The 26007-nt window shown below is 43.9% G+C and carries 22 protein-coding genes; 13 read left to right on the top strand and 9 right to left on the bottom strand.

Translation table 11 applies throughout. From position 1 onward, the window contains the following. Positions 1-111: 111 nt before the first annotated feature. Positions 112-870 (top strand): DUF1853 family protein, encoded by a 759-nt coding sequence (locus Q1A70_RS03895; RefSeq protein WP_299687220.1) that lies wholly within the window; start codon positions 112-114, stop codon positions 868-870. Between the two features lie 150 nt (positions 871-1020). On the opposite strand, the gene pgm is transcribed toward Q1A70_RS03895, so the two are convergent. Both pgm and seqA read right to left on the bottom strand, forming a co-directional pair. Continuing rightward, the gene (gene pgm / locus Q1A70_RS03890) at positions 1021-2667 is read right to left on the bottom strand and encodes a phosphoglucomutase (alpha-D-glucose-1,6-bisphosphate-dependent) (protein WP_299687160.1); all 1647 of its coding nucleotides are present in this window, start codon (positions 2665-2667) and stop codon (positions 1021-1023) included. 89 nt (positions 2668-2756) lie between these two features. Next, on the bottom strand, positions 2757-3296 hold the full coding sequence (seqA, locus tag Q1A70_RS03885; protein ID WP_299687162.1) for a replication initiation negative regulator SeqA: 540 nt from the start codon (positions 3294-3296) through the stop codon (positions 2757-2759). Between the two features lie 93 nt (positions 3297-3389). Here seqA and Q1A70_RS03880 point away from each other — a divergent pair, with 93 nt between their 5' ends. From Q1A70_RS03880 to fldA, 3 genes are all read left to right on the top strand, one after another. Then, complete coding sequence (locus tag Q1A70_RS03880; protein ID WP_299687221.1) at positions 3390-4151, top strand: alpha/beta fold hydrolase; 762 nt, start codon at positions 3390-3392, stop codon at positions 4149-4151. Between the two features lie 107 nt (positions 4152-4258). After that, positions 4259-4477 carry a DUF2788 domain-containing protein gene (locus tag Q1A70_RS03875; protein WP_299687163.1) on the top strand — a complete coding sequence of 73 codons (219 nt, stop codon included), beginning with the start codon at positions 4259-4261 and terminating at the stop codon, positions 4475-4477. A 58-nt stretch (positions 4478-4535) separates the two neighbouring features. Continuing rightward, positions 4536-5069, top strand: coding sequence for a flavodoxin FldA (gene fldA, locus Q1A70_RS03870; RefSeq protein WP_004737899.1), 534 nt, complete (start codon positions 4536-4538; stop codon positions 5067-5069). Between the two features lie 85 nt (positions 5070-5154). Here the strand turns inward: fldA and Q1A70_RS03865 are convergent, their stop codons facing one another. Next, positions 5155-5661, bottom strand: coding sequence for a DUF4442 domain-containing protein (locus tag Q1A70_RS03865; protein ID WP_299687166.1), 507 nt, complete (start codon positions 5659-5661; stop codon positions 5155-5157). Positions 5662-5865: 204 nt separating this feature from the next. Between Q1A70_RS03865 and fcrX the strand changes: the two genes are divergently transcribed. Beyond that, entirely contained in the window at positions 5866-6312 is a 447-nt protein-coding gene (gene fcrX, locus Q1A70_RS03860; RefSeq protein ID WP_299687168.1) for a ferric iron uptake transcriptional regulator FcrX, read from the top strand. 169 nt (positions 6313-6481) lie between these two features. Here the strand turns inward: fcrX and glnS are convergent, their stop codons facing one another. Both glnS and nagE read right to left on the bottom strand, forming a co-directional pair. Next, entirely contained in the window at positions 6482-8149 is a 1668-nt protein-coding gene (glnS, locus tag Q1A70_RS03855; protein WP_299687170.1) for a glutamine--tRNA ligase, read from the bottom strand. 302 nt (positions 8150-8451) lie between these two features. Beyond that, positions 8452-10011, bottom strand: a complete 1560-nt coding sequence (gene nagE, locus Q1A70_RS03850) for an N-acetylglucosamine-specific PTS transporter subunit IIBC (RefSeq protein ID WP_299687171.1) — start codon at positions 10009-10011, stop codon at positions 8452-8454. 476 nt (positions 10012-10487) lie between these two features. Between nagE and nagA the strand changes: the two genes are divergently transcribed. From nagA to asnB, 4 genes are all read left to right on the top strand, one after another. Then, entirely contained in the window at positions 10488-11624 is a 1137-nt protein-coding gene (nagA, locus tag Q1A70_RS03845) for an N-acetylglucosamine-6-phosphate deacetylase (RefSeq protein ID WP_299687173.1), read from the top strand. Between the two features lie 2 nt (positions 11625-11626). Next, positions 11627-12841, top strand: coding sequence for an ROK family protein (locus Q1A70_RS03840; protein ID WP_299687176.1), 1215 nt, complete (start codon positions 11627-11629; stop codon positions 12839-12841). An 83-nt stretch (positions 12842-12924) separates the two neighbouring features. Then, positions 12925-14526 carry a cation:proton antiporter family protein gene (locus Q1A70_RS03835; protein ID WP_299687178.1) on the top strand — a complete coding sequence of 534 codons (1602 nt, stop codon included), beginning with the start codon at positions 12925-12927 and terminating at the stop codon, positions 14524-14526. Between the two features lie 226 nt (positions 14527-14752). Further along, positions 14753-16417, top strand: coding sequence for an asparagine synthase B (gene asnB, locus Q1A70_RS03830; RefSeq protein WP_299687180.1), 1665 nt, complete (start codon positions 14753-14755; stop codon positions 16415-16417). Positions 16418-16551: 134 nt separating this feature from the next. On the opposite strand, the gene rfaH is transcribed toward asnB, so the two are convergent. Next, the gene (gene rfaH / locus Q1A70_RS03825; RefSeq protein ID WP_299687182.1) at positions 16552-17058 is read right to left on the bottom strand and encodes a transcription/translation regulatory transformer protein RfaH; all 507 of its coding nucleotides are present in this window, start codon (positions 17056-17058) and stop codon (positions 16552-16554) included. A gap of 436 nt (positions 17059-17494) precedes the next feature. Between rfaH and Q1A70_RS03820 the strand changes: the two genes are divergently transcribed. Continuing rightward, on the top strand, positions 17495-18892 hold the full coding sequence (locus Q1A70_RS03820; RefSeq protein ID WP_299687184.1) for a peptide MFS transporter: 1398 nt from the start codon (positions 17495-17497) through the stop codon (positions 18890-18892). A 198-nt stretch (positions 18893-19090) separates the two neighbouring features. Here the strand turns inward: Q1A70_RS03820 and hemH are convergent, their stop codons facing one another. From hemH to htpG, 3 genes are all read right to left on the bottom strand, one after another. Continuing rightward, positions 19091-20053 carry a ferrochelatase gene (gene hemH / locus Q1A70_RS03815; RefSeq protein WP_299687186.1) on the bottom strand — a complete coding sequence of 321 codons (963 nt, stop codon included), beginning with the start codon at positions 20051-20053 and terminating at the stop codon, positions 19091-19093. A 376-nt stretch (positions 20054-20429) separates the two neighbouring features. After that, complete coding sequence (adk, locus tag Q1A70_RS03810) at positions 20430-21074, bottom strand: adenylate kinase (protein WP_299687188.1); 645 nt, start codon at positions 21072-21074, stop codon at positions 20430-20432. Positions 21075-21421: 347 nt separating this feature from the next. Continuing rightward, a complete protein-coding gene (htpG, locus tag Q1A70_RS03805; RefSeq protein ID WP_299687190.1) occupies positions 21422-23326 on the bottom strand; it encodes a molecular chaperone HtpG in 1905 nt (634 codons plus the stop codon). A 268-nt stretch (positions 23327-23594) separates the two neighbouring features. On the opposite strand from htpG, the gene Q1A70_RS03800 reads away from it, so the two are divergent. The 3 genes from Q1A70_RS03800 to Q1A70_RS03790 all read left to right on the top strand — a co-directional run bounded on the left by Q1A70_RS03800 (position 23595) and on the right by Q1A70_RS03790 (position 25913). Beyond that, a complete protein-coding gene (locus Q1A70_RS03800; protein WP_299687192.1) occupies positions 23595-24494 on the top strand; it encodes a transcriptional regulator in 900 nt (299 codons plus the stop codon). Position 24495: 1 nt separating this feature from the next. Then, complete coding sequence (locus Q1A70_RS03795) at positions 24496-25011, top strand: regulatory protein ToxS (RefSeq protein ID WP_299687194.1); 516 nt, start codon at positions 24496-24498, stop codon at positions 25009-25011. A 146-nt stretch (positions 25012-25157) separates the two neighbouring features. After that, the gene (locus Q1A70_RS03790) at positions 25158-25913 is read left to right on the top strand and encodes a sulfite exporter TauE/SafE family protein (protein ID WP_299687196.1); all 756 of its coding nucleotides are present in this window, start codon (positions 25158-25160) and stop codon (positions 25911-25913) included. Positions 25914-26007: the final 94 nt, after the last annotated feature.

Below are 26007 nucleotides of genomic sequence, written 5' to 3'. Positions count from 1 at the left end.
GTCGAAAGCCCTTGGGGCGATGTTTATAAAGATCTACGTTTACAAAGAGCTATGTTTATGAAGAGCAGATCTATTTATCAAGACCATATGACTGAAGTTGATGAGGAACCGATGACTGCACTGCAACGTTTTTACCAATGGGTCATCGACTCACCACCGCTACTCGACATCAAACCACCAATATCTGATATTAGTGCATTCTCAAGCCAGCATGCCATCGACGCATCACAGGCTTATCATGGTAACCCTAGACTCGGCTTCCTCTACCAATATCTATGTCAACAAGTGATCACTGCCTCAGCGAATTACTCAATAAAACATGATGAGATTCAGATCAACGTGGAAGGCCGAACACTAGGCGCTATCGACTTTATTGTTGAAGAAAAGAACAGCCACAAACTGCAGCATTGGGAAGTGGCGATTAAGTTTTACCTACTCTATGAACAGACCTGGTTTGGCCCCAACTCTCACGATCAATTGGATAAAAAGCTCGACCGGATGCTCAGCCACCAGCTCAGTATCTCCTCTTCAGCTGCTTTTGTTGAGCAATATCCAGAGATCAATGTCGACTCTAAACACTTACTCATGCAAGGCCGTTTATACACCAACCCATTCTTGGAGCAAAACGTACCTAATGAGTGTTTGGGTTACGACATTAATCCAAGCCAAGTAAACGGTTTTTGGTGCTATCAAAATCAAGTTCATCTAATCACTGAAGCGCTCTACCCTCTCACCAAAGAACAATGGGCTGCGGGGACGGATGATTTCAGCGGTGAGCCTATTACTGAGTTTGGTGAGCGCTTCGTGCATGGGCAAACCAAATCTGGGCAATTCTGGTTTGTGATGCCACAAAGCTGGCCACACGGTTAGTCATCTAAGCTAACTCACTCACCTTTTCACTCTTACACTAAACTAGCACCTAGCACCTAGCACCTAGCACCTAGCACGAATAAAAAAGGGCTGATGCTTTCACATCAACCCTTCGACTATTTGCTTGATAAATCCATGAATCTTATTAGATTATAGACCGGCTGCGGCAAATACTTGGTTCACAATCTCTTGAGCTTCTGCTTCGATGGCTTTCAGGTGCTCTTCACCCTTAAAGCTTTCACAGTAGATCTTGTAGATGTCTTCTGTACCTGATGGACGAGCTGCAAACCAACCGTTCTCAGTCGTCACTTTTAGGCCGCCAATCGCAGCACCGTTACCTGGAGCGTGTGTTAGGCGCGCAGTAATGGTATCACCCGCAAGCGTCTCAGCAGAAACCATCTCTGGAGATAGCTTTTTAAGCACGTCTTTTTGCGCGCCATTTGCGACTGCTTGAATACGGTTGTACTTAGACTCACCGTGTTTCGCCGCTAGCTCTTCATAGTATTCTTGTGGGTTCTTACCAGTAACCGCTGTGATCTCAGCCGCAAGTAGGCAAAGAATCAGGCCGTCTTTATCTGTTGACCAAGGCGTACCGTCTTTACGTAAGAAAGAAGCACCTGCACTCTCTTCACCGCCGAAACCAAACTGACCGTTATATAGGCCGTCAACGAACCATTTGAAGCCAACCGGTACTTCACAAAGCTCACGGCCTAAGTCAGCAACCACGCGATCGATCAGTGCACTTGATACGAGTGTCTTACCAACTGCAACGTCCTTACCCCAGCCTTCACGGTGACGGTATAGGTAATCAATACACACTGCTAGATAATGGTTTGGATTCATCAGGCCTTTTGGTGTCACGATGCCGTGGCGATCGTAATCCGGATCGTTACCAAACGCTAGAGCGTACTCGTCTTTAAGAGCCAATAAGCCAGCCATCGCGTATGGAGAAGAACAGTCCATACGAACCACGCCGTCTTTATCCAGAGACATAAACTGGAATGAAGGGTCAATCGCTTCACTCACCAGAGTAAGATCTAAGTTGTACGCTTTGCTAATTTGACGCCAGTAATCGATACCACTGCCACCTAGAGGATCAACACCAATTTTGATGTTGGCTTTCTGGATCGCTTCCATATCGACCACATTAACCAAATCAGCGACGTATGGGGCAACCAGATCCACTTCTTTTACCAGCTCTGACTGTTTGGCTTGTGCGATAGGCGTACGCTTAACACCTTGCATTTGCTCGGCAATGATCACGTTGGCACGGTCTTCAATCGCTTGAGTCAATTCAGCTTCAGCTGGGCCACCGTGTGTCGGGTTGTATTTGATACCGCCATCTTGAGGTGGGTTATGCGAAGGCGTGATAACAATGCCGTCGGCTTTTTTGTCATTCACTAGATTGTGCGTAAGAATCGCGTGCGAGATACCAGGAGTTGGAGTAAAGCCATTGTTTTCTTGAATAATAACTTCAACACCGTTCGCTACCAGCACTTCGATAACCGTAGAGAATGCAGGCTCAGATAGAGCGTGAGTATCTTTACCTAAGAAAAGAGGGCCAGTTGTACCTTGCTCGGCACGAACTTCAGCGACCGCTTGTGCAATCGCTAGAATGTGGTTTTCGTTAAATGTGGATTTGTCTGCTGTACCACGGTGACCAGAAGTACCGAAAAGTACTTTATGGTCTGTGTTCGTCGCATCCGGTTGCTGTAAGAAATAGTTAGCAACTAAAGCCGGAATATTATGAAGATCTTCCTGTTGAGCTTTCTGCCCAGCACGAGGGTGCATAGCCATTTTTGACATCCTTATATAAAATTTAAAAACAAAAAAACCTCATAATATCTTCTTATCCATGGATATTATGAGGTTTAAATCAGATTTCTTTAAATTGAACCTGTTACTTTTTCTATCAATTCTGCTGGGAAACTCATGCGGCTCATCAGCTGCTCAACCATCTGTCTTTTTCGGCTTGTATTGTTATTTGTAATAACCCAAAAAGGACTTTGTGGAATGGCTTTCGGCTTTGTTGTGTTGCCGTTTGCTAGCAAGGTTGCTTCGTTATCTGCAAAGTAAACACGCTTACGGCCTTTTACTTGAGTCGCTTCTGAAAAGCGTTCAGGGTCGATTTTATGCAGTGTTGATAACACCAGCATGAAACGATCAATGGCTTTCTTTAGTGACGCAAACTCATCTGATATAAGTAATGAGCGCATTTCTTTAACACCATCGAGCTTCTCTAGAGTAAAGCCTACCTCTTTGCTAACCACGATGCCTTTTGGCTCAACGATCTCTTCAATCGGAGCCGTACCTTGGCTATCAACCTTTAACAAGCGACGCAGAATATCTGAAGCGCTTTCGCCAATACGTTCTGTCTGGCCCGCTATAAAACGGTATAGGTCCTCATCAACCTCAATTGTTTTCATTCGCTTTTCACAATCTCAATGTTTAAACTCTGGGGGATTATAGCGAGATCCGCGCGGATACTCTACGTCAAACCCACCATGAATAAGATAAAAATGTCAGTACAGCTCAACTATAAATTGGAAGGTGAGGGTCACACCATTGTTTTGATCCATGGATTATTTGGTAATCTCGACAACCTTGGCATACTGGCTCGGGATCTAAAATCCGATCACCAAGTGCTTAGCATCGATCTCCGCAACCATGGTCAATCTTTCCATAGTGATAGCCATGACTACCGAGTGATGGCACAAGATGTCGCCCAACTATTGAGTGATCTTGAGTTGAAAGACGTCACTGTAATTGGGCACTCAATGGGTGGCAAGGTCGCGATGGCACTGACACAATACCTCACATTGCATAAGCTGATTGTATTAGATATGGCACCCATCGCGTATACTCAAAATCGTCACGACAACGTATTCGCAGGCCTACAAGCAGTGATAGAAGAAAAGCCAACATCACGCTCAGATGCGCTCAAGGTTCTCGCAAAACATATTGAAATAGACGGGGTGCGCCAGTTCTTAACTAAGTCTCTATTCAACACTGAACAAGGTATTATGGAGTGGCGCTTCAACGTCGCTTCACTGCTGACTAATTACTCGCATATTCAAGGTTGGCAACCGATCCCGCTAACCTCAGTGAAAACTTTGCTCATAAAAGGCGGGGATTCCGATTACCTCACAGCAGAGCATCAAGTAGCCGTTCAGCAGCAATTTTCCAGCGCCAAAGCACACGTCATTGCCAATACGGGTCACTGGCTGCATGCTGAAAAGCCAGTGGAAGTACTCAGAGTCATCCGAAAATTCATCGCTTAAATACACTTTTTAATGCAGATAAATGAAAGCGGCTAATCACTGTCGATTAACTTTATCTCACAACAGTGATATAGTGCGCCAAAGCAAATTTGGTATATAAGGTTCCCATGCTTTACGACTACATGAACATCATTGAATCTATTGGTTTAGATCTCATGTTTGCCGCGATTTTCTTTTTGATCGGCATGGCAATTAAGGACGTTCTTAAGCAAGGAAATGTTCCTGCATTTGGTCGTCGCATTGTGTGGCTAGTGCTTTTCCTTGGTTGTGCGGGTTTTATCGCCAAAGGGATAATCCAACTAAGCTGGGAAGGAACTGGGATCTAACCATCCCCTTCCGAACTTTATTACACCGACAACAGACAAAATGAAAGGTAATGATTCTATGGCAAGTGTAGGTCTCTTCTTTGGTAGCGATACAGGTAACACTGAAGCTGTTGCTAAGATGATTCAAAAGCAATTGAGCAAGCAGCTCGTTCACGTTCAAGACATTGCAAAAAGCAGCAAAGAAGATATCGATAACTTCGATCTACTGCTGCTTGGTATCCCTACGTGGTACTACGGCGAAGCACAATGTGATTGGGATGACTTTTTCCCAGAGCTAGAAGCGATTGATTTCTCAACCAAGCTTGTTGCTATCTTTGGCTGTGGCGACCAAGAAGATTATGCAGAATACTTCTGTGATGCTATGGGTACTATACGTGACATCGTTGAAGCGAAAGGCGGTACGATTCTAGGTTACACTTCAACTGAAGGCTACGAGTTCGAAGCATCGAAAGGTTTAGTTGAAGGCGATGACAGCCAATTCGTTGGCCTATGTATCGATGAAGATCGTCAACCTGAGCTAACTGATGAGCGTGTATCTAACTGGGTTAAACAAATCCACGAAGAGATGTGCCTAGCAGAACTAGAAGACTAATTTCTAGTTATTGTCTGTAATGACAACTCGCTATCAATAAAAAAACCTCCTTGTTGGAGGTTTTTTGCTTTCTAGTTCATACCAATCAACACTCGGCCTCTAGACCTTGGTCCTCTTCCCTAAATTGAGGTTTCTTTCTCACATAGAGGGTGCGTTGAATTTCTGAAACCACATTCCCCTGCTTATCTTTCACGTAGATAATAAACTCAGGGAAACATTTTTCTCCAAGCTGTGTCTGACGATAGATCTCATCAAGCTGCTCTTGGCTTATCTCAAAGTCGGCATACAAATCAGATTGCCCCGGTTTGATAAAGTTGATGCTCGCCTCTTTATCCCACACATAATATCGTTCACCTAGAATGCCCATTAACATCAATGAGTAAACAGGATCGGTCAGAGAAAAAATACTGCCACCATATTGGGTACGATTGGCATTTTTATTCCACCAACGCAGCTTGAGTACTGTCTTTACTACCCTAAAATCAGCGCTAATATGGGCAATCTTGATGCCTGCTCCCCAGAACGGAGGCCAAATATTGAGTGCGAATTTGACAATGTTTGGTTTATATACTTTTGCAAGTTGCTTATTCATAATAACATTCCGTGTTCATATGAGAAATACCACCTTAACTGGTCTTACCTCTACTATAAGTGAGATATTTCCAATTTACAAAACAGATTGTGATTTGGGCAGGTAACCCTTTGAAGTTCGTGGTTTATTGTTATGCCTGACTCAACTATAATGGTTTTAATATTGAATTCTGTTAATTGCTGCAGATCATCAACAGGAAAGTATATGTCAGACAATAATCAAGCGCTAAAAGATGCTGGTCTTAAAGTGACCCTTCCACGGCTCAAAATTTTAGAAGTATTACAACAGCCAGACTGCCAACATATTAGTGCTGAAGATTTATATAAAAAGTTGATCGACTTAGGTGAAGAGATCGGGCTTGCAACGGTTTATCGAGTGCTCAACCAATTCGATGACGCTGGCATCGTTACTCGCCACCATTTTGAAGGTGGCAAATCGGTATTTGAACTTTCAACACAACACCACCATGATCACCTAGTGTGTCTAGACTGTGGTGTTGTGATCGAATTCTCTGATGAGGTTATTGAAGAAAGACAAAGAGAAATCGCATTACGTCATAATATTAAACTGACGAACCACAGTTTATACCTGTACGGTAAATGCATTAGCGAAGATTGCAAAGGCAATCCAGATGCACATAAAGTGAAATAAAACACAACGCCAGCTTTGCTTAGCTGGTGATAGCGTGGGAAGGTAATGGAATTCGTGTAACAAACTCAACCACTCCCGAGCTCATCTCATCCGCATTCAAACACAAAAAAACCGGCTTAGTAAGCCGGTTTTTTATTGGGTCGTTTTTAACAAGCTAAGCACTCAAGCATTAAGCTTCAGTTTTACCCCAAGTGTCACGTAGACCAACCGTACGGTTGAACACGAGCGCGTCTGCTTTAGAGTCTTTCGAATCTACGCAGAAGTAACCTGTACGTTCAAACTGGTACGCTTGCTCTGCTGCACCTTCCGCTAGGCTAGGCTCAACAAAACCGTTCAACTTAACCAATGACTCTGGGTTGATCGTTGCAGCGAAATCATCCGCAGCAGCTGGGTTTGCTACAGTGAATAGACGATCGTATAGACGAATTTCAGCTGGCAGTGCTTTATCAGCAGATACCCAGTGGATAACACCCTTCACTTTGCGGCCATCTGCTGGGTTCTTACCTAGCGTTTCGTCATCGTAAGAACAGAAGATAGTAGTAATGTTATCTTCTGCATCTTTCTCGATACGCTCTGCTTTAATTACGTAAGCACCACGTAGGCGAACTTCTTTACCTAGAACCAAACGCTTGTACTTCTTGTTTGCTTCTTCACGGAAGTCATCACGCTCGATCCAAACTTCACGAGTAAACGGTACTTCACGAGTACCCATTTCAGGTTTGTTCGGGTGGTTAGCAACCGTTAGTGTTTCTACTTTATCTGCATCGTAGTTTTCAATCACGATCTTAACCGGATCTAGAACCGCCATTGCACGGGGTGCATTTTCGTTCAAGTCATCACGGATACAAGACTCAAGTGAACCGAACTCAATCATGTTCTCTTGTTTAGTCACACCGATACGCTTACAGAATTCACGAATAGACGCAGAAGTGAAACCACGACGACGTAAACCAGAGATAGTTGGCATACGTGGGTCATCCCAACCTTGAACTAGATTTTCAACCACAAGTTGGTTCAGCTTACGCTTAGACATCACTGTGTATTCAAGATTCAGACGGCTAAACTCGTACTGACGAGGTTGGCAATCGATCGTGATGTTATCTAGAACCCAATCGTACAGGCGACGGTTGTCTTGGAATTCAAGCGTACAGATAGAGTGTGTAATACCCTCTAACGCATCAGAAATACAGTGAGTGAAGTCGTACATTGGGTAAATGCACCACTTGTCACCCGTCTGATGGTGGTGAGCAAAACGAACACGGTAGATAACAGGATCACGCATCACCATGAATGAAGAGCTCATGTCGATCTTAGCACGTAGACACGCTTTACCTTCTTCAAAGCCACCGTCACGCATTTTTTCAAATAACGCTAGGTTCTCTTCTGGGCTACGGTCACGGTACGGGCTCGCTTTACCTGGCTCTTTTAGCGTGCCACGGTATTCACGGATCTGCTCAGGACTTAGCTCGTCAACGTACGCTAAGCCTTTATTAATTAATTCCACAGCATAAGCGTAAAGCGTATCGAAGTAGTTTGATGAGTAACAAATGTCACCAGACCATTCAAAGCCTAACCAGCTTACATCATTCTTAATTGACTCAACGTATTCAACGTCTTCTTTTTCAGGGTTTGTATCATCGAAACGAAGATTACATTGTCCCTGGTAGTCCTGAGCAATACCAAAATTCAAGCAAATAGATTTAGCGTGACCAATGTGCAGGTAGCCGTTCGGCTCCGGCGGGAAACGAGTATGCACGCTACTGTGTGTACCATCCGCTAAATCTTTGTCGATAATTTGGCGAATGAAATTCGATGGACGAGCCTCAGCTTCACTCATCTATAGCACCTCTATGTATTTAGTATTGTCAGAGAAAGTTATCTTTCATCTCCAAGAAAACGGACGCTTATAGCGCAAGTCAAAGATAGAAAGATCATTGTTGCTAATCATCCACAATTCTTTGCCTTTGCACAATAAGAACTATCCGTTAATTGCGATTATTTAGTCTATTAGATGAAGAATAGAGCGAACCGTATCAATTGACATTCCTCAGCAGGTACAAAAAAGCCTCCCATGTAGGAGGCTTTCAATTTGAAACTTAGTTAAGCGCAGTTACTACGCCTTAATAAGTACTTCCTTTACTATGGAAGTTTTACATCAGATAGGTCTTCACCTGCACCAATAGCTTTCATTTCTCCAGCAACGATTTCAGCTAGAGGGCCTAGGATAACCTGCAGGTTGTTCTCGCCCAGTTTAACCACACCTTTCGCGCCCAGTTTCTTAAGTACAACTTCATCAGCGATAGAGCGGTCTTTAAGAGTTAGACGTAGACGTGTGATACAAGCATCAATTGAAGTTAAGTTGTCGTGACCACCTAGAGCTTTCAGGTATTGGCGTGCAACTTCACCTTTTGCAGCTTCACCAGCAGGCGTTGCTGCAGCTTCGTCATCATCTTCACGGCCTGGCGATTTCAGGTTGAAAGCGCGGATTGCGAAAGAGAAAGTGAAGAAGTATAGAGCACCGAAACCAAGACCGATTAGCAGTAGTACGAATGGTTTAGTTGCTAGACCCCAGTTCAGTACGAAGTCGATAAGACCCGCAGAGAAACCGAAACCGTGCAGAGTACCAAACATGTTAGCAACGACTAGCGACAGACCAGTAAATACAGCGTGCATTGCGTACAGTGCAGGCGCTAGGAATACGAACATGAATTCTAGCGGCTCTGTGATACCTGTTAGGAATGAACAAAATGCAACTGAGAATAGTGCACCACCAACTTGGCTACGTTTTTCAGCCGGAGCAGCTAGGTACATTGCAAGTGCAGCACCTGGTAGACCAAACATCATTACTGGGAAGAAACCGTTCATGAATACACCAGCGCCTAGATCACCACCGAAGAAACGGTGTAGGTCGCCAGACTTAACTGTTTCAGTCACTTCTTTAACTACCGTTGTAATTTCTGGAGTAACAGAGTTAGCGAATGTAAACGTGTGTTCTTGACCAACAACCAGAGTTTTCGCTAGTGATGGGTCAACACAAAGTTGAGTGATGCTAGCGAACGCGCCTTGACCAGCAACAACGATTTCTTGACATGTACCCATACCAAACCAGAAGTATGAGTTCAATACGTGGTGTAAACCTACAGGGATAAGTGCACGGTTAAGCGTACCGTAAACGAATTGACCGATAGCGCCAGATGTTGATACAGCGTGAGCCAGTGCGTCTAGACCAGACTGAACACCAGGCCAAACCACACCAGAAACCGCACCTGCAACAAGTGCAAACAGACCAGCCATGATAGGTACTAAACGCTTACCTGCAAAGAAAGCCAGCCACTCTGGAAGGCGTGTTGCATGAAAAGCGTTGTAAGAGTGACCCGCAATGATACCCGCGAAGATACCACCAAAGAAAGACATGTTAACGTCAGCATTAATTGTTGTTGCTGTCGCTGTTAGTACAAAGTAAGCAACTGCACCAGCAAGACCTGCTGCGCCGTTACCGTCCTTAGAAAGGCCAATTGCGATACCTAGACCGAATAGCAGTGGTAGGTTGCCAAAAATAGCGCCACCAGCTTCTGCCATAAATGGAATATCAAGTAGATCGCCTTGACCTAAACGTAGTAGAAGCGCCGCAATCGGAAGCGTTGCGATAGGTAGCATTAATGCCTTACCCAGCTTCTGTGCATATCCTAGAATATTCACCAGTTGTTTCCCCCTATAGGATTTTTTAGAATTCGTTTGAGAAACTTATTTTAGTAGCTCAATTTAGTCGTAATCAGTGTATTCAATTAATTTTGCCCCGCAAATTAAAAGCTTACCATTTGTGATCATAATCACCAGTTTTCACCAAATCAGAAGGTTTTTGCTAGCGAGATCATAAAACTTATTTTATCATTAAAAAAAACAAAGGAATGCGGATAGAATCCAAACCTAATTGATAGAAAACAGGATGGGAATTTCACTCTGTTTTAGTCGTATGAATATAAATAACTCCTAATCAAGAACGTAAAAAACACACTTATTTATTCATTATATTTTAAACACTTATATCAAATTACACATTTAAATTGTTTACCCATACAAAGATAAATCGTTACGTAAATGATGCTCGAAAACTAAGTCTACATTTAGGTAACGAACAAATTTAAAAGATCTCTCGAAATAAGGATTAGCTGACTATGTACGCGCTAAGTAACTGTAAAATTTACACGGGTAGTGATGTTCTAACGGATCATGCTGTTGTCATTGAAAATGAACTGATTAAAACAGTCTGCCCTATCTCTGAATTACCAGAAGGTATCGAGGTTCGCGATCTAGATGGTGCAAACCTAAGCCCGGGCTTCATTGACCTACAGCTGAATGGTTGTGGTGGTGTGATGCTGAACGATGAGATCACGGCAGACACTATGCAAATCATGCACAAAGCTAACCTTAAATCAGGCTGTACGAGCTTCTTGCCAACACTTATCACCTCTTCAGATGAAGATATGCGTGCAGTGATTAGCGCAGCGCGTAAATACCACAATCAGTACCAAAACCAATCTCTAGGTCTACACCTTGAAGGTCCATACCTGAACGTTGCTAAAAAAGGCATTCACAGCGTTGATCACATACGCAACTCTGACAACGAAATGATTGAGCTTATCTGTGAGAACAGTGATCTTGTGGCCAAAGTGACACTGGCTCCTGAACTGAACGATCCAGAACATATTGAGCGTCTGCATAAAGCTGGCGTGGTCGTTTCTATTGGTCACACTAATGCAACATACGCCGAAGCACGTCAAGGCTTCGAATCCGGTATTACCTTCGCCACTCACCTATTCAATGCAATGACACCTATGGTCGGTCGTGAGCCTGGCGTTGTTGGGGCCATCTACGATACCCCAGACGTTTACGCGGGTATCATCGCTGACGGTTTTCACGTTGATTACGCAAACATCCGAATTGCGCACAAAATTAAGGGAGAAAAGTTGGTATTAGTGACGGATGCCACAGCTCCTGCAGGTGCTGACATGGAATACTTTATTTTTGTCGGTAAGAAAGTATATTACCGTGATGGTAAGTGTGTTGATGAAAATGGCACACTAGGCGGCTCAGCTCTGACTATGATTGAAGCAGTTCAGAATACAGTTGAGCACGCTGGTATCGCTTTAGACGAAGCTCTTCGCATGGCTACGCTATACCCAGCTACGGCTATTGGTGTAGAAAGCAAGCTAGGTCGAATCAAAAAAGGCATGGTTGCAAACCTCGCCGTATTCGATCGAGATTTTAACGTTAAAGCGACTATTGTTAACGGAAAATACGAGCACAATTAAGTATGAATGGCGGACAAATAGGTAACGTAGACTTAGTTAAACAACTAAACAGTGCGGCAGTATACCGACTGATAGACCAACAAGGTCCTATTAGTCGTATACAAGTGGCTGATGTAAGCCAACTCGCACCGGCAAGTGTTACAAAAATTACCCGCCAGCTTTTAGAGCGCGGCCTAATTAAAGAGGTGGCGCAGCAAGCGTCTACTGGCGGTAGACGCGCTATCTCCCTAACCACAGAAGTGGAACCCTTCCACTCTATCGCTGTGCGCTTAGGTCGAGATTATATACAAATAAGCCTTTATGACCTCGCTGGTCGTGAATTGGCTTTCCAACAGCAAGATCTTGATTATTCTCATCAATCCGATCTGATTCAAGGCTTAGTTAATACCTTAAAAGCGTTCATTGCAGAGCATCAACCAAAGATCGACCAACTGATTGCTATTGGTGTCACGCTTCCAGGCTTAGTTAACCCAACGACCGGTGTTGTTGAGTACATGCCGAATACCGACATCGATAACCTCGCATTAAGCGACATTATTCGCGATACATTCCATGTCGCTTGTTTTGTTGGTAATGACGTTCGTGGAATGGCGCTTGCTGAGCACTACTTCGGTGCAAGTAAAGACTGCCAAGATTCTATTTTGGTCAGTGTTCACCGAGGAACGGGGGCAGGAATTATCGTTAATGGTCAGGTTTTCTTAGGCCATAACCGCAACGTCGGTGAGATTGGTCATATCCAAATTGACCCATTGGGCGAGCAATGCCAATGCGGTAACTTTGGCTGCCTTGAAACCGTCGCCGCAAACCCTGCCATTGTTGATCGAGTACAGAAGCTGATTAAACAAGGGTACGAGTCCTCTCTTACCGAGTTAGACCGTATCACTATTCAAGACGTATGTGATCATGCTAACAATGGTGACGAACTTGCGAAGCAGAGTTTAGTTCGAGTGGGGAATCAGTTAGGCAAAGCAATAGCAATGACGATTAACTTGTTCAACCCACAAAAGGTCATCATTGCTGGTGATATAACAAAAGCACAAGATATTGTATTCCCTGCAATTAAGCGCAATGTAGAGAATCAGTCGTTAACTGCTTTCCATAGCGGTCTGCCTATTGTAGCATCACAGATCGATAAACATCCTACGATGGGAGCTTTCGCTATGATCAAGCGCGCCATGCTCAACGGTGTGTTACTTCAAAAGCTTCTCGAAGATTAAAGAAAACCATTTTGATTTTCCACGGGCCGTGTTTGTATGAACACGGCCCGTTTTTTTAAGTTAGGGAACTAAAACAACAAGTTATGGAACTTATACTCATCTCTACTGCGTTTATTGCAGGCTTTATCGCTTTAAAGTGTCACCTTCCTCCACTCGTTGGCTTTTTGATTGCTGGTTTTGCGCTGTATGCCTTTGGCTTCGAAACCAATAACACCATCATTACCTTAGCGGATCTTGGCGTCACCTTGCTGTTATTTACCATTGGCTTAAAACTCGACATCAAAACCCTACTCTCGAAAGAGATCTGGGCTGGGGCGACCATACACAACCTCCTATCGACCCTATTTTTTGCCGCTGCTCTATTTGGTTTTAAGCTACTAGGTATTTCATCGTTGGCTGCAATGTCAATGGAGCAAATCGTTCTACTCGGTTTTGCCCTCTCCTTCTCAAGTACCGTATTTGCGGTGAAGTCTTTGCAAGAGAAAGGTGAAATGAACTCAACCTACGGTACGCTAGCAATCGGTATCTTGGTTATGCAGGATATCTTTGCCGTTATCTTCCTAACCATATCAACGGGCAAAGTTCCAGAATGGTACGCTATCTTCCTATTCGTACTACCAATTTTACGCCCTCTTTTTTATCGCCTGCTGGATAAAGTCGGTCATGGAGAAATGTTGGTTCTCTGTGGGATATTCTTCGGCTTAGTCGTTGGCGCTGGACTATTCAATTTCGTCGGTATCAAACCAGACTTAGGTGCTCTGATACTCGGTATATTGCTAGCAGGTCATAGCAAAGCATCAGAACTGTCAAAATCCTTGTTTAATATTAAAGAGCTACTTCTGGTATGTTTCTTCCTAAGTATCGGTCTATCGGGAGCTCCTACCCTCTCCGCGATCTCTCTTTCAATCCTATTTCTATTACTTCTGCCAATTAACGGTATTCTTTACTTTTTGGTACTCAATGCCTACAAATTCCGCGTTAGAACATCGCTGTTAACATCTCTATCACTCTTTAACTTTAGTGAATTTGGCCTGATTGTTGGCGGGTTAGCCTTTAAGAACGGTTGGATGTCGAGTGATATTCTGATTGCATTAGCATTGACTATATCTCTCTCATTTATTATTGCCGCGCCTATTAACCATATAGGCCATAAGCTCTACCAACAATCAGGAAAATGGCTCAAAGAGCATGCAGCAGAGAAGCTCCACCAGCGTGACCAGCTTATCGACCCGGGTCATGCTCAAGTGCTTATTCTTGGTATGGGACGGATTGGTTCCGGTGCCTATGATGAATTACGAGCCCGCTACGGCAAAGTCAGCTTAGGGGTTGAAGTTCGTGAAGAGGCGGCACACGCTCACAGAAGCCAAGGAAGAAACGTTATTTGTGGCGATGCGACTGACTCAGATTTTTGGGAACGAATCTTAGACACAACTAATGTAAGCTTAGTGCTCTTGGCGATGCCTCACCACCAAGGTAATCAAACGGCTCTCGAACAGCTAAAATCACGTAACTTTAAAGGTCAAATAGCCGCGATTGCTGAATACTCAGATCAACTAGACACACTGAAAGAAAGTGGTGTTGATGCCGCTTTCAATATTTACAGCGAGGCGGGCAGTGGTTTTGCTCGGCATGTCTGCGAGCAACTAAACCCAAAAATCAATAAAATCAATAAAATCAATCCTTAAACACACTCAACTTCGCCTCTCAAGAAGACTTTTTTGGGAACTTTTGAGAGGCTATTGTATAAAAAACCAACCGCAATTAGATATCGACCACCAAAACAACTCAATAATTAGATAATTTCTAACATAACCCCCTTTATATAATTTTTTTACTGATATCTGGTTGCTTTTTTTAGCCAGAGTGGCAAATTAAAGACAGTTGAATTAGAAATTATTTAAAGGAAGTTCTATGTGTTCAGTATTTGGCATTCTCGACATTAAAAGTGATGCCGCAGCACTTCGCCCTATTGCTTTGGAAATGTCTAAAAAGCTTCGTCACCGCGGCCCAGATTGGTCTGGTATCTATGCGGGTGAAAAAGCAATCCTTGCTCACGAACGTTTGGCTATCGTTGGTCTTAACAGTGGTGCACAACCACTATACAGCCATGACAAAAAACACATTCTTGCAGTGAACGGCGAAATTTATAATCACAAAGAACTTCGTGCACGCTATGAAGACAAGTACCAATTTCAAACAGATTCTGACTGTGAAGTCATCCTTGCACTATACCAAGAATTAGGCACAGAACTACTCGAAGAGCTTAACGGTATTTTCGCGTTCGTTTTATACGACGAAGAGAAAGACGAGTACCTTGTCGGCCGCGACCACATTGGTATCATTCCTCTTTACCAAGGCTACGATGAGCACGGTAACTACTACGTTGCTTCAGAAATGAAAGCACTGGTTCCTGTGTGTAAAACGATCAGTGAATTCCCTCCAGGTAGCTTCTACTCTTCGAAAGATTCAGAGCCTCAACGCTACTACATCCGTGATTGGAACGAATACGCAGCAGTACAAGGCAATACAACCAGCAAAAAAGAGCTAACGGAAGCTTTAGAAGCCGCAGTTAAGCGTCAACTCATGACAGACGTACCATACGGTGTGCTGCTTTCTGGTGGCCTGGATTCCTCTATCACTTCAGCCGTCGCTAAACGTTTTGCAGCCATGCGTATTGAAGACGATGGTCAATCAGAAGCTTGGTGGCCACAACTACACTCATTCGCTGTTGGCCTAGAAGGCGCACCTGATCTCATCGCGGCTCGTGAAGTTGCGGATAAGATTGGTACCGTACACCACGAAATGACGTACACCATTCAGGAAGGCCTAGATGCTATCCGTGACGTTATCTACCATATCGAAACTTACGATGTAACGACAATTCGCGCTTCAACACCTATGTACTTGCTTGCTCGTAAGATCAAAGCGATGGGCATCAAGATGGTATTGTCTGGTGAGGGTGCTGATGAGATTTTCGGTGGCTACCTGTACTTCCATAAAGCGCCAAACGCAAAAGAGTTCCACGAAGAGACGGTACGTAAACTGCTTGCGCTAAGTATGTTTGACTGTGCTCGTGCTAACAAATCACTGGCGGCATGGGGCGTAGAAGGTCGTGTACCATTCTTAGATAAAGAGTTCATCGATGTCGCAATGCGTCTGAACCCTGAAGATAAGATGTGTGGTAACGGTAAGATGGAGAAACACATCCTACGTGAGTGTTTTGAAGACTACCTACCCGATTCAATCGCATGGCGTCAAAAAGAGCAATTCTCTGATGGCGTTGGCTACGACTGGATTGATACATTGAAAGCAACGGCGGAAGCAAAAGTCACGGATCAACAAATGGAAGCGGCTAAGTTCCGTTTCCCTTACAACACGCCAACAACCAAAGAAGGTTACGCTTACCGTGAAATTTTTGAAGAGTTGTTCCCGCTAGACTCTGCAGCTGAATGTGTACCGGGTGGTCCATCTGTTGCGTGCTCATCAGCAAAAGCGATTGAGTGGGATGAGTCATTTAAAAACTGCGTAGACCCTTCAGGTCGAGCTGTACAAGCGGTCCACAACGACTCTTACTAAGCAAGAGTGTTGAGATAATTTCTAAAGAACACAAAAGGCGCATAATGCGCCTTTTTGATTAAGCCTATTTTCTACTCTTGTGCTTATCTTGGTGTTGCACTTTTCTTACTGTTGCCGTTATTTTATTGCTGTGCCTATACGTGAGCTTGTAGCGCCTCGTTCTCAATGCTAATTGGCACCACCTGGCTGATCATCTTAACCAGCATAATAGAGCGTGCCTCACCATCTTTTTGATGGAAAATCGCTTCAATACCCGCAAACTGACCGCTGTTAATTGTCACGATCTGCCCTGACTGAAACTCAATACAAGAAGCTTCGGTTTTTTCGCTACAACACTTCTCTAACTCTTTCAGTTCAAAGACCAAGTCAAATGGGACCTCATGTGGCTTAGCACCAAATCGAATAAAATCGGCAACCCCGCGAGTTGAACGGACGGTTGTAAAGCTCGGGCCTTGCTCATAATCAAAACAGACAAAAAGATACGATGGAAACAACGGCTCTTTGACTTTCTGCTTTTTCCCACGAACCACCTTTCTGACTTCAATTTGGGGGTAAAAGCACTCTACCCCCTGATTTTCTAAATGCTGTTGCGCGCGCTTTTGATCACCACGCTTACAGTAAAGTAAGTACCAACGTTTCATTTAACTAGCCATTTTCTATTTTAGATACTTTACCACATACTTAAAACGGTTGAATCACCATTAAGAAAATGAATCTCAATGGACAATAAATTATGTGTCTAAGGCCAACTTCTCAACGCAAAATAATCGGAGCTAAAGGAGAATTGAGGGAATGGTCAGAAAGTTGGCAGATCAATCAATAGACAACACCTATATATTAGCTCATTACCATTCACCAAAAAATCAAACCAGGAAGAGAAATCCATCAACTCATATTTGAAAAGTTAGTTTGCAGCACATCTAAAATGGGCAACATTCAAAATAAAAACATTAAATATCAACACATTACACACTTACAATTAATTACACTAATAAATACAACCGTTGCAAAGCATTATTCCACTCTGTATACATAAGTGACTATAAAATCTTTTCATACCTAAAATTAGTATAACTTATGCAAAGCAATCACAACATATTTGGCCATCCTAGAGGCCTATTTCTATTATTTAGCACAGAGCTATGGGAACGTTTTTCCTACTACGCAATGCGCGCTATTCTTGTTTTATTTTTGACAGACGCCACGATCAACGGTGGGCTTGGCTGGTCAACAAAAGAAGCACTCGATCTCTACGGTATCTACACTGGTTTGGTCTACATCACACCACTTATTGGTGGTTGGATTGCAGATAATTACCTAGGTCAGCGTAAATCGATCCTAATTGGTGGCTTTTTGATGGCATTGGGCCAATTTACACTCGCCCTACCTAACGGCTTGATTGGGTTAGACCAAGCCAATGCTTTGTACCTAGGTTTAGCCCTGCTTATCATAGGTAATGGTATGTTTAAGCCAAACATCTCGACCATGGTGGGTGATCTTTACCCTGATGGTGATAACCGACGTGACGGGGCTTTCACTATTTTCTATATGGGCATCAACTTAGGTGCACTACTTGGCGGCCTAATTTCAGGCGCAGCAATCGACTCATTCGGTTGGAAAGCAGGCTTCCTTGCTGCTGGCATTGGTATGGTGATTAGCTTGATCATGCAAATGACCATGGCCCAATCCTGGTTAGGCAATATCGGTACGGTACCTGCCGCAGCACGAGCAAGAGAGCTGAACAAGTCGAAAGAGAAAGTGCCGCTGACCAAAGAAGAGTTCGACAGATTAAAAGTCATTCTGGTTATGGGCCTATTCGTGATTGTTTTCTGGGCGGGCTTTGAACAAGCTGGCGGCCTGATGAACATCTACACTCAGCAATATACAGATCGCATGATCGGTGATTTTGAAGTACCCGCAGCGTGGTTCCAATCCCTGAACCCATTCTTCATCATCACACTTGCGCCACTGATTGCCGCATTCTGGATCAAACTTGGTAAGCGTGAGCCAAACTCTCCTGTAAAATTTGCGATGGCTCTGTTCTTCTTAGCGCTAGGTTTTGTGTGCATGATAGGTGCTGCAATGGAGCAAGGTGGCGACCTAAGCGTGAAAACTTCCATGCTATGGTTAGTGGGTGCTTTCTTCTTCCATACCCTTGGTGAACTTTGTCTATCGCCGATTGGTCTGTCGTTGGTCACTAAATTAGCGCCGCTTCGTTTAGCATCATTGATGATGGGTGCATGGTTTGGCTTCAACGCGATTGCAAACTACGTAGCGGGTCTTGTGGGCTCTCATGTTGGTGAGCTTGGTGCTATGTCTATCTTCAGTGGCATCGCGGTTGCCGCTACGGCGAGTGGTATATTACTGCTGCTTTGCGCGGGTAAACTCGTATCATGGATGCACGGCGTAGAGACGGACATGACATTCAAAACAGAAGCAACTGCTGAGCAAGTATCTGAAACCTCAGTTGCTTAAACTCTAAAACGGTTCCAAAGCGATATATCCCGATCAAAAAGGGCTGCTCAATGAAAATGTGCAGCCCTTTTGTTATTTGCCAAATACATCTTACTGTTAATGATAAGCTGTCGTTCGTAATAACCGCTAGTTAACGATAAGCAATAGTTAACGATAAACAGTGGTTAACTATAAACAGCTGTTGACGCTCAACCACAGCTAGCGATATTGCGCTACCAGTTCTGACATCATATCGATGTGTGAATCTCGGTCATTGAGGCACATAATGTAGCTAAAGTCCGAACCACCAGCGTCGATGAAAGTCTCTTTACATTGATCTGAAATCTCTTCCAGCGTTTCCAAGCAATCCACCGAGAAGGCCGGTGCCATGATATCGATCTTCTTGATGCCTTTGCGCGGCAGTGACGCAAGCGTTTCATCCGTGTATGGCTTCAACCACTCTTCTCGACCAAATCGAGACTGGTAGGTCATGGTAATATCCTCAGCGGACATACCGAGCTCTTTCGCAAGCAACTCGGTGGTCGCTTTACAATGCTCAGGGTAGATATCGCCCTCATCCGCCAAGCGTTTAGGAATGCCGTGGAACGAGCAAACTAAATGGTCAGCCCTACCGTTTTTCTCCCAGTGGCTACGAACGCTCTCAGCCAAGGCTTTTGCATAGCTTGGGTGCGCGTAGTAATCGCGAATAAAGCGATAGCTCGGGATCACAGGCATCTGTTTAAAGGCTTTGGTTAACCCATCAGAAACGGCGGCGGTGGTTGTGCCTGAGTACTGAGGGTACAGAGGCAATACAATGATGTCTTCGACGCCCTGCTCCATCAACTGCTCAACGCCGCTCTTAAGGCTTGGATTGCCATAGGTCATACCAAGGGCAACTGGCATCGCTAATTTGTTCTGAAGCTTCTCAGCTTGTCTTTGCGAGTACACCAACAACGGTGATCCATCATCCATCCAAACAGACTGATACAGCTTGGCAACTTTAGGCGCACGAATCGGTAGAATTACCCCATGTAAGATAGGACACCACAGCCAGCGAGTAAGATTAACCACTCGTTTGTCGTGCAAAAACTCACTCAAAAACTGACGTACACCCGCCGGGGTTGCCGAATCTGGGGTGCCTAAATTAACCAGTAGCACGCCCTGCTTTTTATTATTTTCCATAGATACCTGAAGCCAATATAATTTTCTGAAAAGTAATACCAATCACAGTAAGTTAAGTGATCAGAAATAGCGTAGGAAAAAAGCTTGAGAACAAGGCAGCTCTTTTCGACAAGAAGTTTCGATAAGTAGTTATCTACAATCAAAAATTCTAACGCAGTTATCGAGCGTTCTAACCAGCTAGGGTGACCAGTTATTTACTACAATTGGTATAAGATACTAATCTACATAAGTTAACGATCACTGCTGCCATTCAATATCCGATCACAGGTTGACGTGACATATGATAACTCAGCAATCGCACTAAAAATTGATACAAAAAAAGCGACCCATAAGGTCGCTTTCAATATATCAAATTCTAAAACTGGCTGTTAACCAATTATGCTAGTGCTTTCTCAAGTTCTGCACTAACTTCAGCAACTTGCTTAGTACCGTCAAATTTAAGGTACTGAGTGTTACCTGCTTCTGCTTCTTTACCGTAGTAAGAGATTAGCGGAGCGGTTTGATCGTGGTATACACCTAGACGTGCACGAACGGTTTCTTCTTTGTCGTCATCACGTACTACTAGATCTTCGCCAGTTACGTCATCTTTACCTTCTACTTTAGGTGGGTTGTACACATTGTGGTACGTACGACCAGAAGGAAGGTGAGCACGACGACCCGCCATACGCTCAACAATCACATCGTCAGCTACGTCGAACTCAACAACGTAATCAACAGCGATGCCCATTTCTTTTAGGCCATCAGCTTGTGGGATTGTGCGTGGGAAACCGTCTAGTAGGAAACCTTTCTCACAGTCATCTTGAGCGATACGCTCTTTGATAAGACCAAGGATAATTTCATCAGAAACTAGCTGACCAGCGTCGATTACTGATTTTGCTTGCTTACCAAGCTCAGTACCCGCTTTGATAGCAGCACGTAGCATATCACCAGTTGAAATTTGAGGGATACCAAATTTGTTCATGATGAAGTTAGCTTGAGTGCCTTTACCCGCGCCAGGAGCACCTAGAAGAATGATGCGCATGTTTAATCCTCTTATAAAATTATGATTTATACCGAAGCTCACTATCCCAACTTCCTTATCCGCCCTTAGGTAAACAAACAGAAGTAAAACGATAAGTTTCGGTATAATGTTTAAAAATCATATAACTGGGATCGATAAATCTCTAACCCCAGTCGAATAGGTCGAGCATTCTATCACATTAAGATTCAATTGGGCTGAATTTACGACTAAAGAATGCATTAACCTCATTTGTGGCAACGGTAACGGTCGCGTTAATCACGTTTGCGCAATTTTCAACGACGTTCATAAAAAAAGCCCGCATTTGCGAGCTTTTTATTACATGGATAGCCTTACCCTAAAGTCGAAGACTAACGCTTTGTCAGTAGCTCGTTGATTGCACCCAAAAATTGCGATGGATCTTCCATCGAGCCCTTCTCCGCTAACATCGCTTGTCCAAGCAGTAACTCAACCCAACGACCAAATGCTTGCTCATCCGCTTCGTCTGCCATTTGCTTAACCAAGGCATGCTCAGGGTTAATCTCAAAGATGTATTTCACTTCAGGTGCCGCTTGACCCGCAGCTTCAAGAAGCTTAGCCATTTGCGTGCCCATCTCGAAATCGTCAGTCACCACAACCGCAGGCGTTGTCGCTAGTTTGAAGGTAGTACGAACTTCTTTTACGCGATCGCCTAGGTAAGATTGAGTACGCTCAACAACAGATTTGAACTCTTCTTCTGTCTCTTTCTGCTTCTCTTTCTCTTCTTCACCTTCAAACTGACTGAGATCTAAGCCCGCTTTTGTGATCGATTGGAACTGTTTGCCGTCGAAGTCAGTCAGATAGTTCATCACATACTCGTCGATGCGATCGTACATTAGCACCACTTCGATACCTTTAGATTTGAACTGTTCCAAGTGTGGGCTGTTCTTCGCTGCAGCGTAACTATCAGCCGTTAGATAATAGATCTTATCTTGGCCTTCTTTCATGCGCTCAACGTAAGACGCTAGGCTAACCGTCTGCTCTGAAGAATCAACTTGCGTTGAAGAGAAACGCAGTAGACCCGCGATCTTCTCTTTGTTCGCCATGTCTTCCGCTGGGCCTTCTTTCATAACTAGGCCAAACTCTTTCCAAAATTCTAGGTACTTATCGTTATCGTTCTTCGCCATACGCTCAAGCATAGTCAGTACACGCTTAGTACAGGCACCACGCAGGGACTGAGTGACCTTGTTATCTTGCAGGATTTCACGTGATACGTTCAATGGCAGATCGTTTGAGTCAATTAAGCCGCGAACGAAACGCATGTAAGACGGCATGAACTGCTCAGCGTCATCCATAATGAATACGCGCTGCACGTATAGTTTCAAGCCGCTCTTATGATCACGGTTCATCATGTCCCATGGTGCTTTCGCTGGAATGTATAGCAGGCTTGTGTAGTCGTTCTTACCTTCTACTTTGTTGTGGCTCCACGTGAGTGGATCAGCAAAGTCGTGAGAGACGTGCTTGTAAAACTCTTGGTACTCTTCTTTCTCGATATCAGACTTGTTACGAGTCCAAAGCGCTTGCGCCTTGTTAATCTGTTCCCAATGCTTCTCTTCGGTGTCTTTACCTTCGTCATCTTTAACGGCTGTTAAGATAGAAACAGGGATGCCTATGTGATCAGAATACTTACCAATCACTTCACGCAGGCGCCATTCATTTAAGAACTCTTTACCGTCTTCGCGCATGTGCAGAATGATGTCAGTACCGCGAGATTCTTTGGTGATGTCTTCGATGGTGTAATCGCCTTCACCCGCAGAGTGCCATTGAACGGCTTCATTGCTCGCTAGGCCCGCTGCACGAGTGCGAACAGTTACTGCGTCTGCCACAATAAATGCAGAATAAAAACCAACACCAAATTGACCGATCAGCTGAGAGTCTTTGCTTTGGTCTTCAGACAGCTTTGAGAAAAAATCAGCCGTGCCTGATTTAGCAATGGTGCCTAAATGCTCAATAACGTTATCTCGGCTCATGCCAATGCCATTATCAGAAATCGTCAAAGTATTGGCTTCAGCGTTAAATGACAGTTTTACACCTAAATCTGCGTCACCTTGGTATAGATCACCGTTTGATAGTGCTTGAAAACGAAGCTTATCCGCCGCGTCAGATGCATTAGAAATCAACTCACGTAAGAAAATCTCTTTATTTGAATATAGTGAGTGAATCATTAGATGAAGTAGTTGTTTTACTTCAGATTGAAAGCCACGAGTCTCTTTATTTTGCGTTGCCGTTTCGCTCATTTTTACTCCAAAACATCTATATTTATGTTGAATAACCTAGAAACATGGTACTTAATGCCGGTCTTATATCCATTAACATGAGGATGACAAATGTAAATTCAAGGTCAAAAACCATAAAAACACTGTTTTTTTTATTTGTTTTGATTATCCTTAGCCTAATAAATATAAAATAACATAAAACAAACCATGATTTAGTGAAGTCCAAGCTGAACTTCACCCAAGATTTGTCTATTTTGTCCCCAAAAACATCCAAAAGTAGAAGAGTTCAATGAGCAATATCGGCACAAAGTTTATTATCGCGCAGCGGTTCGTATTCGACCCAAATAGTAATTCACTGGTTGACCAAGCAGAAGACGGGGAAATAGTACGTCTGGGCAGCAATGAAAGCCGCATTCTGCTGATGCTGGCTGAAAGACCCAATGAAGTGATCACTCGTAATGAGTTACACGAATACGTATGGCGAGACCAAGGCTTTGAAGTCGACGATTCAAGCTTAACGCAAGCAGTATCGACGCTTAGAAAGATGCTTAAAGACTCAACCAAGTCTCCAGAATTCGTCAAAACTGTTCCCAAACGTGGTTACCAATTTATTGCAAGCGTTGAGCGTTCTGTGCCTCTTTCATCTTCATCGAGCGATCAACCTACCTTGGCTGAAGTTGCCGAGGACGAAGTAGAAGCAACCATGACACCTTCGACCACAAACGAAGAAATAGTGATTGAAAATCCTGAGCCAGAACTCACTAAAGTTCAAGAAGTAAAACAGGAAGAAGAACCTAAGTCTGTCACTCCTGAAACGCACAATAGTAAGTGGTTAAGCTTGGCTGTTTTACTTGCCGCTATTATTTTACCGATCCTGGTTTTAACGTTTACAAACCCTGCAGAATCAGAGTTTCGTACTTTAGCTGAAGTGGATGGTGTCAAAGTTCAATCCCCATTCAACCACCCTGATTTATCAAGTTGGCTACCAGCGATTGAGGCATGTGTGATTCAATACAACACCAGTCATACAGGTAAACTGAAGCCAACAGAAGTGATTGCAACAGGCGGACAAGCCGACGACCTAGCACTCAACTATATTCACCCACAAGATTACTCTAGTGAGAGTGTAACCCTAAGAATTTACGCGAATCAGTCGGATCTCAGCGACATTTGTACAGGTGGACAGTAACATGAAATTAAATGTCTCAATTATTTTACTGGTTATTTCAGCTTCTCTAAGTGGTTGGTTATATTGGAATAGCGATGCAAAAGTAGAGCGCTTGCTCACCCAACATGAATGGCAGTCAAAAATGGTGACCTTAATCACCGACAATAGGCAAACGGACTCAATTGGCCCGCTGCGTAAAGTCGACTTGTCATCCAATGCTAAGTATTTACCTAACGGTACTTATCTTAGAATGTCAGTAGTTAGGGTATACAGTACTGAAGACGATCAGGCCAATGTAATCAACATTTCTGAAACGGGCCAGTGGGATATCAATGATCACTACTTGCTGATTTCTCCTGAAGAATTCAAAGACGTCACCTCAGCTCAGGGCAAAGATTTTTCACAAGAGCAGCTAGACTTGATCACTCAGGTCATTAAGATGGATTCAGAGCAAAGCCGTCGTATTGATATTGTTAACCCGAAAGCATTACTGCTGACGAGCCTAAACCACGGCTCTACCGTGCTGTTTTCAAACTAATACTCAGAGTCGGTAATCGGTAGAAAACCCTTTCGACAGCTTCTTAAAAAAACAGTAAACCTGATAGTATTTAACGCTATACCAATTGAATAAAGGGGCATTATGCCCCTTTTTTGTTCGCCGCTTTTCACACATACGAAGACTCTATGGACTGGATAAACTCACTCACCCTGTTCTTTGGCTCATTAGTCGCCAACACCCTCGCTTCCTTATCGGGTGGCGGTGCCGGGCTCTTACAATTCCCACTGCTTATCTTTTTTGGCCTGCCATTTTCGGTTGCTCTCGCCACTCACAAAGTGGCCAGTGTTGCTTTAGGTTTGGGCGCTGCATATACCCATATCAAAGGGGGAACTCTCAGTTGGAAGCTTTGTTGCTACTTGATTGTGGTTGGATGTATTGGCGTGGTTATTGGGGCAAATATTGTTCTATTGATTCCAGACCATATTGCACAAAAACTGCTTGGAGCAATGATCTTAGCGCTAGGCATCTACTCTCGATTAAAGAAACAATTAGGCCAAGAAGAACACCTAAAGAACCGCACAACCAAAGGTTGGATCATCGGAGGCGTTGGTCTGGCATTAATCGGCGTTATTAATGGCTCACTCACTGCTGGTTCTGGGCTTTTGGTCACCCTATTTCTTGTGCGATGGTTTGGTTTTACTTACAAACAGTCGGTTGCCTTAACCATGATATGTGTTGGCTTGTTCTGGAACGGCATCGGCGGGATAGCCATCGTTCAGGCTGGCGCACCCGTCTACTGGTTATGGCTGCCCATATTATTAGCGAGTTCATTTTTAGGAGGCAGTTTGGGAGCCTACCTCGCCAACCGTTCAAGTAATCAGCTCGTCAAGACAGCCTTCGAAATATTGACGTTTGCCGTTGGCATAAAACTACTGCTTTAGCATTTAAAAAACAGATGGTGGCTTTCCTGAAGCGAAGATTCTGAAGCAACAGCTCTGAAACAACAGCTCTGAAGCAAAGAGTGCATAACATCAT

The organism is uncultured Vibrio sp. (assembly GCF_947488985.1).
Lineage (GTDB): Bacteria > Pseudomonadota > Gammaproteobacteria > Enterobacterales > Vibrionaceae > Vibrio.
The sequence above is the reverse complement of the archived record's forward strand: the minus strand, read 5'-3'. Positions and strand labels throughout refer to the sequence as shown.